The organism is Candidatus Margulisiibacteriota bacterium (assembly GCA_028706105.1).
Lineage (GTDB): Bacteria > Margulisbacteria > Riflemargulisbacteria > GWF2-35-9 > DYQY01 > DYQY01.
This window is the reverse complement of sequence record JAQWCF010000077.1, coordinates 1-8164: the sequence shown is the minus strand read 5'-3', so window position 1 is coordinate 8164 and position 8164 is coordinate 1. Positions and strand designations below refer to the sequence as shown.

Below are 8164 nucleotides of genomic sequence, written 5' to 3'. Positions count from 1 at the left end.
CATCGTCATCATATAAAAATTATTCATTTTCTGCATCTCGGCTATCATACTAAAATACATTTTATCAACCATATTCGTCTCATATTGTGCCTGCCCTGAACCATCCACATAAGGCTCACTGTCAGGAGAATTCTTTTCATTCAAATATGGCGACTTTGCTGTTGTTCTAGCTATTCGCTCTGGATAATATCCCATATCAAGAATGCCTTTTTCATATAAATTACTTGTGATTGTTCTACCGTTTGCATCTATTCCTGTATCAACATTTCTTACTGTACCATATTGAATATAATGAAACTTATCTATCATATTTATATCATTAAAAATCTTTTCTTGATTATTCACATTGGAACTTAAAATAGAAAAAAGATCTGCAGAATTACTATTAACCGAGAATGACATATCAATAACTTTCTCCATATTAGCTGCTGCATATGCATTACCTTCAGTATTTATGTTGCTTTTATAATTCTTGAAATAATGTTTAACGGTTTCAATCGTATTGTTAATTAAAGCATCTTTTTGCTCATTATCTGGTTCTAAATTACCATTAGCATCTTTCTTATAAATTATTGCATTTGATATATCAGACCTATTGTCAAAATAATCTTGGATAAAAGTACTACCTCCTGCCTCATCTTGAAGTAGTAGAATGCTTCCCGCTGTATCATTGATTTTGGTAATAAAATCATTCAGAGCGTTCCACTTGCTAGCATAATCAGAATCAGCATCTTCATTTAAATAATATATTTTATTACCAGCCGAAGTTACATAATCAGTACCCGCGGTACTAACACCAGCTGTACTAACGGTTGCCCCTTTTGTAACTGCAGTCTTCTCTGCCGATGGAACTTTTTCAACTAACCAATCCTTTGCTTCTTTAACAAGAGAAACCAACTGTGCTAGTTGTGTTTCAGTCAAACTCTTGCCTTTTGAAACCATATCACTAACGTTTGTTAACACGCTATTTAAATCCGAAATACACCTGTTAGCATCTTTATCATCAAAATAAACATTAGAAATAACTAATTTAGGGATATCGCCTTTATTTTCTTTAAGCGCACGATTCATTGACTCTTGATATAACGTGGACATTGCTTCGTTGGTTAAATATTCTATTGAACGTTTATTTAACCAGTTTAGTTTTTCAATTTTCTTGTCAGTAGGGTCAGTAATATTTTGACCTACATCAATTGGTATAAAATAATTATACATCCGTTCGGAACCACCGTTTACAGTTGAAACATCCATATATAAGTAATTTTCAGTATCATCACACTTCCAAATATCAGGATCAGTATATTTAACTAGAATATCTTTAATGTCAGGCTTTGCATCTTGAACACCAAAAATACTAGACATTGCATAAGTGTATCTTCTTTTTGACTCCATCATCATCATCGACAAATAAAAGATATCTTTGTCTGTCCACTTATCTACACCGTTTACTTGTTCACTAAAATCTATTCCTTTTCTAGCAATATCATAAATATTAGGAACATAGTCAAATGTCTCAGTAGTATCTTCTCCTTTAGATACTGCAAATGAAATTTTTTCCATAAAAGACTTAAAGTCACCACTAGTATCATTTTCACCTAAATAAGCATGTAGTTTATTATAATTTTCTTTATCTGAATCATAATAGTTTCTATCTAAAGAATCAGTACTAAAAAGTGATCCAGACATTAAATCAGAAAAAACATCACTATAATCTAGCACAGGACTATAGACACCTAGTTGCTGCAAATATTCTGACTGATACCTTGCTGTATCTAGTGCAGTTGTAGATAACGAATCGTATTTATCATATTCTCCATCACCATCCGTATCAACGCCATCAGCATATCCATCACCATTCACATCAACAACAAATTGCTTCAATCTACTATCATAAGAAGCGTTTGTATGCTGGAAATCTACTATAGAGGCATGAAAATTTACACCTTCTCTAAAATTTTTAGCATAATCATCACCCTTTAAATCTTGAATTATTGGAACCAAATAATTTGTATCAGCTGTTGTTATGTCATATTTTCTTTCTACACCATTCTTTGTATTATATTGCATATAATATTTACCGACACCCTCTCCTTCGGCATCTGTTTCTTCCATAAACGTTACTTCACGGGCATTGTTGTCCTCATCATTAACAATATAAGTCCCAATCCCTATATTCCCATCGAAAGGCAATCCTAGCACACCAGCAAACCGAGCTAAATTTATCTTGGTTCCCTCTAGATTTTTAGCAACATACAGCTCCTCAATCAAATTAGACTGATTCCCTTTCCAGAGACCATTATCAATATCTTCAAAAATATCTTTATTGTATACTGATTCTGCTACTTTTGTTCTTTGAGTAGAATTTTTTATGTTATCCTTATCATATTTTTGTTCTATTAAAGTGTTTGTAGTTGCTCTTGGCAAAAACTTCATTATCTCATTAAGGAAATTAACTTTAGTATCAAGCCAAAGCTGTCCCTTTTCCGTAGGATCATCACGTCTAAATGCTGGTGAATTATCATCAAAATATTTAGGCTCACCCAATGGCAGCTTTAAAGGTTTTATCGGTTCATTAATACCTGGATAAAAATCTCCCATTGTGGCTCCCCCTTTCCCTATTAACTATTCTTCCCTAAACCACTAACTCATAAACATCTATTATTAAGACAAACTAAAAAACAAATAGTTCCCAGCCTCACCCGGTCGAAACAACAAAAAACTCCTCACAAGTTTGTTGCGACCACCCTCTCCTAAAAGAGAGGGTTTAATTCCTGAACATAGAAAATCCCCCTCTCTGTTAGGAGAGGGGGACAAATCAATCTAATCTCGTTCCCTAAAATTACTATAGGGGGTGAGGTTATCCATTCATATCTCGAACAAAACTTTGAACAGCAGTTGTTTTGACGTCTCCACCAACTTTTCCAACAGCTCCAATAGCTTGCATGGCGTCTTTCATTTGTTGCAATAACTGTTGAATCAAAAACAAAGTTCCGGGTGACTCTAAAATCGTTTCATGATTGGCCATTTTAATATCAATATTCTCCATAGTCTGTGGCTTACCATCAGCAGAAGTTGAAACGACAAAATTTAAATCAGTATCTTTTAAATTAAGATCCACAAACCCACCATCAGTAAAAGTAACTCGAATAGTTTCACAATCACCTTCAGCTATTTCTCCAGTTGACCCATCCTTACCAGGGATTGTAATAGAAGCAATGCTAACATCATTATCTCTCATCGCTCCATACTGAGTAAGAGCAACAGTAGCTATGGAATTACCTAACATACTAGCAACTGACTTATCTCCTACCTTAATTCCCTTTTTTGCCAAAAGCATTATTCCTCTAAGACCTGTACCATTTGAAAGCACAGTAGACATGGATAAAATATCCATAAACATCTCATTCATTTGATTTGAAATACCATAAAGCATCTTTTGAAACAATGTTTTAGGTCGAAACATATATCCTGTTTTTCTACCGTTATCACCTACCTCTGAATGTGTGCTCAATATTCTATTAAAAGCAATCACCTCATCAGGGCTTAATCCATTAGTGTCATCGACATCAATTGCTATGCCATCATCTGCAATATTTATCCATAACTCTTTAGCTTTTTCATACTGGACTGTTCCGTTAGAATTAATCCTAAAATTTACTCCATCTAAAGTAAAAGTACAACTTTGAAATTTCCCAGTAGCATCGTTTGAAGGATTAAAATTAGTAATGCTTGAGCCCCCCAAAAAAGTTTGGAGTTCTGTTTCCGATAATCCTCCTGCTGTAGCTGCGGTCCAATCTGCACCTGAGTCATTATGAATGCCACTTGTAATGTTTGTCATTTTTGTTCCCCCTTTTTATTAACTTATCATTTTTTCTTCTTCACACTAAATATCGCCCTGTTTGAAAAAAGGCATGCATCGATATTTTTTGTTGTTTCAAAAAAGATCTGTTGCTTTTACCTTGACTTCTTCTTCTTTAGCAGTTACGGGCTCCTTAATTTCATCTTCAAACTCTCTCATTTTTTTGTATTCCTCAACATCAACAATCGGAAAACCTCGTCTACTTAATTCCTCAGCCACTGAGGCACTATGAACTTGTAACTTAATAAAGAAAGCAGGATTTATTGTAAACTTATTGGCTTCGTGTTCAAATAAAATTTCTTGCTTAACTAAACTCCTGACAATAGCGGTAAAAAAATAACGTTTATAAATCTTCACCTCTCCATCGATAATCTCTCCCGAAAATTCATCATAATAATAAATTTCTTTAATATTCTCATCCTCAGTATCAGCTACTTCAAAATCATATTTACCAGTATTAACATCAGTAGAAAAAAGACCATAAGTTACTTTTGCCATATTTTGTAAGTCTTTTTTCTCTAATTTAAAATGTAAGGTCAACTTCTTCCCATCTGACTTATAATAAGCATCTTTAAATAAAGAAAGATCTTTCGGTAAAGTTAACTCATGTTTCTTTTGTACATCAGCTAACTTCTTCTTTTCCTGTAAAATATCAATAAAGTCATTTTCCGCTTCTTCATCCATATCTGGCAAAGCATCTACATCAAAAGACTCTTCATTTTCTAAATTGTTTCTATCTAATTTTGGCAAATCAAACATTATTCTCCTCCTCTAAGTTTTTAATTTCACCTATTCCCAATTCAAGCCTCCCCCGGTGTAACATGACAAGAAATTCTAATGTATTTTCTTGTCATCACCCCCTCCTAAAGGCGAGGGATTATTTTTCACTGTTCACTTTTTCCCAGCCCCAAATACTCCGCTACATTTCTCCCTCTATTTACATAAAACTCCAACCCGAACCATGCCCAGTTTTGTTTATAATAATCATTAGGATTATCTCCCCAATATCCAGCAGAACGATACATACCGTTTAATTTATCAAGCATAGAAAGCTCCATCGCTTTATCTTCGATAGAAGTGAAAAGCGAAAGATACACTCCATAAGAAGATGGATACTCATACTGCAATCCTCTCTCTTTTGACTCTCTCCCGTCAATAGAATACCCTTTTAATAAAGCTTTGTTTTCTTTATATTTGTTTTTATAGAATTGGGACGTTTTACCTTTTAACAACTCACCGGCAGTAGACCCCTTAACAACTTCTTTAGTCATTGCCAAAAAGAACCAGGTACGAAAGGCATCCCAACCACACAGATAATCATCAATTTCGCCATCTTTTGCCCATGGCAAGTCCACAAGATTACCTTTATTATCCAGCATGCACCAATCTGGCACTAAAGAACCATCACCCTTAAACATCTCCCCCTTTTGATTAGAGAGTGAAATGTCCTTGCTCTTCTTGATATGCTCTAAACTGTCCAATGCTAATTGCTTCCAGTCATGATGAGGATCTATTTGAGCAAACGCTTCATACAAAAAAGGCATATAATAAGAGATGTTTATCCAAGGATCTCCTTTTGCATTAGAAAGTAAATGGTATTTCTGCGAAGAAACAACAACATCTTGAATAAACTTTATATTATCTAAAGCAAAATAATCATCATTTGGCTGAAACATTACGGACTTCACCTGTGTCCAATCAAAATTTAAATTTTCTCTATTATCAAAATATATTTCTATAGTAAAAAGGTCATCTCTATAAGGATAATTTCTGGTATATATTAATTTCCTGCCAGCAACATCTTCCAGAACAACTTTCAGCCCCCTGTTCCATTTTGTTTGAAAGGAAATCCCTTTAACCTGAGATATGTCTAGTTTTCCTAAATACTTTCCTATCCCAAAATAATCAGTATTAAAAGTATCTACGCTTAAAAACCCGTTCCCGTTTTCTTTTTCTAATTTCTTAACAAGCATGCCACCTTTATGGTACTCAAACCATCTATCAGCTGCGCCTGCGTTTTCAAAATCATCAATAATCTCTGTCCCTGACCTATAAACACATTTGTTCCAAATATCCATAACAATGCTTTTGGCAATGTTTATATAATCATAAGCCCCTTCGCCACTCCCCCACCTGTTGTGAGCCATAATAAGCGACCCAGCTATCAACTCATCGCCATCAGGTGCTACTTCCAATCCATCACGCCACCCATGAATTGCCTGCGAACTATCAGGGACGTATATTATTCCCCCAATGTTTGTATTCTTGATGTTTGGAGTGAATCTCCAGGCGAAAAGATTGTCTTTTTTATTCTCAGGGATATTCTCCCATCTGCTCTCTTCCCAATTAAACACTCTTGGCAGGTTTTTTCTCATCATATTGGAATACGACCAAAGCCAAACCTTATCAAAGGTCTCTTTATCATTCATTAAGACAGCTCGATATAAAACATATGAAATTGTTTCTGAAAAACTAAGTTCTTTGCCGTAGCTACCTCTACTCAAATCACGGTAATCAATATCTGCAATTGGCCTACCATTTACGATGATTTTTTCTTTTTTATAGTGATCCCAGCTATTGTTAAGTATCTTTTTGTAATCTGTAGCAAATAAAATAGACAATAGGAAAAATCCATATATTAGATATATTTGTTTTTTGGTTACTCTCATTAGCCCCTCTTCACCCCATATGCTCTACTTGTGCCATGATAAAAGATAAACTAAACATTGAAAATTACTAATTCATTATTCCGTGCTAAAACACAACTTACCGCTAGTTATTTAAATTTACACAATAGCAGGCTGGTGAAAAACCAATTTTTGCATTGTCTGATAAATATAAGGTAACACCTCTTGATCGTGGTCTTTATAATATTTCTCTAAATTCTCTAAGGCTTCCAATGAATAATTACTTTTATAATTGCCGATTGGAGCTATTGTCATTTTGGCATAATTTTTCGTGTCAACGTAAGAAAGTTTTTCCAATAATAAGGGTATTTTCTCATGAGGAAAATAAGAGATATATTGAACCATCTGTTCATACTGGAAAAAAGGTGTGTTAAGTAATTCTTGAATTGTTTGATGGTCTGGCTGGACAAACCCAACGAAATCAACAACTTGCAATAAAAAAGAAGCTCGAGGATCAGCTTCATTAAGTTTAATTTCTGGAAAGGCATAATTGTAAGGAACAATTGGGTTCCCTTGAATCACTGCACGACAATTTTCTATTCTTCTTTTAATATACAACATGTGATTTTTTCCATCTAGCAAATCAACATAATCATTATAATATTTTTCAATAATATGACAAACTAAGTCCACAGTATCCATGCTTACTTCAGGAATAAATGTATTTTTGACCATGTTCGCAAACTCTGGCAGTAAAACCAATTGACCCAGTATCTTCTGAAACTCACGCTCATAAGGATTAAGTTCGTTTATTTTCTGCCACATGTCAAACATGTTTCTAGCAATAGTAAGATTAATAATTTGAACCATGTAATTGATTATAGCCTAATTTATTTTTACGTACTATCTAAAGATAATTATTTGCCAGATAAAAACAGCAATTACAACTCGCGTGTATCTGTTGACAGTACTAATTACTAGAATTATACTTGCATCGAATAAACTTTATGTAAAGTTTTAACTTTATAGAAAGGAGTAAAAACGTGAAAAAGTTATTATTAGTTTCCTTACTTGTAATGTCAATCAGTCTAGTTGGTTGTAAAAAAGCTGTTGAGCAAGCCGTAGTAGAACCAGTTGAAGCACCAGTTACAACAGAAGTTCCAGCAACAGAACCAATTGAAGCACCAGTACAATAAACCATTCAACGGGGAAGTTTCAATAATTTCCCCGTTTTTTTAACTCTTCCGTTCCCTCTTTACTCTCTATCTACTTAAATATCACTAAAGGGTTTATTGCCAAACTGATATGGTTTACATATAATTACTTAAATACCATTAATACCATTTTAATTGCCCCATAGTGTAATGGTAGCACCGCAGATTCTGGTTCTGCTTGTCGAGGTTCGAGTCCTTGTGGGGCAGCCATGAACCATTCTGAGCAAATGCTCATCAGGTTCACGGCAGGCCACTAACTTTCACAATGAAAATTAACAAGGACTTAATCGCTATCGGCGATTATCTTCGCGAAGTGAAGAACGAACCGTAATAGCTTCGCTTACAGACTGTGTCACAAACATGTTTCGAAATTTGTTCTTTCAATCTTTGAGCCGGAATTTAGGATAAGATAAGTATTTTTGTACCCAAGTATTAGTCAGTAAGTTTATATTATCTATGATTTA

6 protein-coding genes and 1 tRNA gene are annotated in these 8164 nt (G+C 34.3%); 2 read left to right on the top strand and 5 right to left on the bottom strand.

The genetic code is table 11. The features are described 5' to 3' along the window. The 5 genes from PHF25_07770 to PHF25_07750 form a co-directional block, all read right to left on the bottom strand. A partial coding sequence (locus PHF25_07770; protein MDD4527913.1) for a hypothetical protein occupies positions 1-2598 on the bottom strand: 2598 nt, incomplete at its 3' end. 259 nt (positions 2599-2857) lie between these two features. Continuing rightward, positions 2858-3838 carry a hypothetical protein gene (locus PHF25_07765; GenBank protein MDD4527912.1) on the bottom strand — a complete coding sequence of 327 codons (981 nt, stop codon included), beginning with the start codon at positions 3836-3838 and terminating at the stop codon, positions 2858-2860. Positions 3839-3934: 96 nt separating this feature from the next. Then, entirely contained in the window at positions 3935-4618 is a 684-nt protein-coding gene (locus PHF25_07760) for a hypothetical protein (protein ID MDD4527911.1), read from the bottom strand. A 125-nt stretch (positions 4619-4743) separates the two neighbouring features. After that, positions 4744-6528 carry a glycosyl hydrolase family 8 gene (locus tag PHF25_07755; protein MDD4527910.1) on the bottom strand — a complete coding sequence of 595 codons (1785 nt, stop codon included), beginning with the start codon at positions 6526-6528 and terminating at the stop codon, positions 4744-4746. A gap of 117 nt (positions 6529-6645) precedes the next feature. Beyond that, positions 6646-7356, bottom strand: coding sequence for a hypothetical protein (locus PHF25_07750; GenBank protein MDD4527909.1), 711 nt, complete (start codon positions 7354-7356; stop codon positions 6646-6648). Between the two features lie 173 nt (positions 7357-7529). On the opposite strand from PHF25_07750, the gene PHF25_07745 reads away from it, so the two are divergent. Then, on the top strand, positions 7530-7682 hold the full coding sequence (locus tag PHF25_07745; protein ID MDD4527908.1) for a hypothetical protein: 153 nt from the start codon (positions 7530-7532) through the stop codon (positions 7680-7682). A gap of 154 nt (positions 7683-7836) precedes the next feature. After that, positions 7837-7910, top strand: a tRNA-Gln gene (locus PHF25_07740). Positions 7911-8164 lie beyond the last annotated feature (254 nt).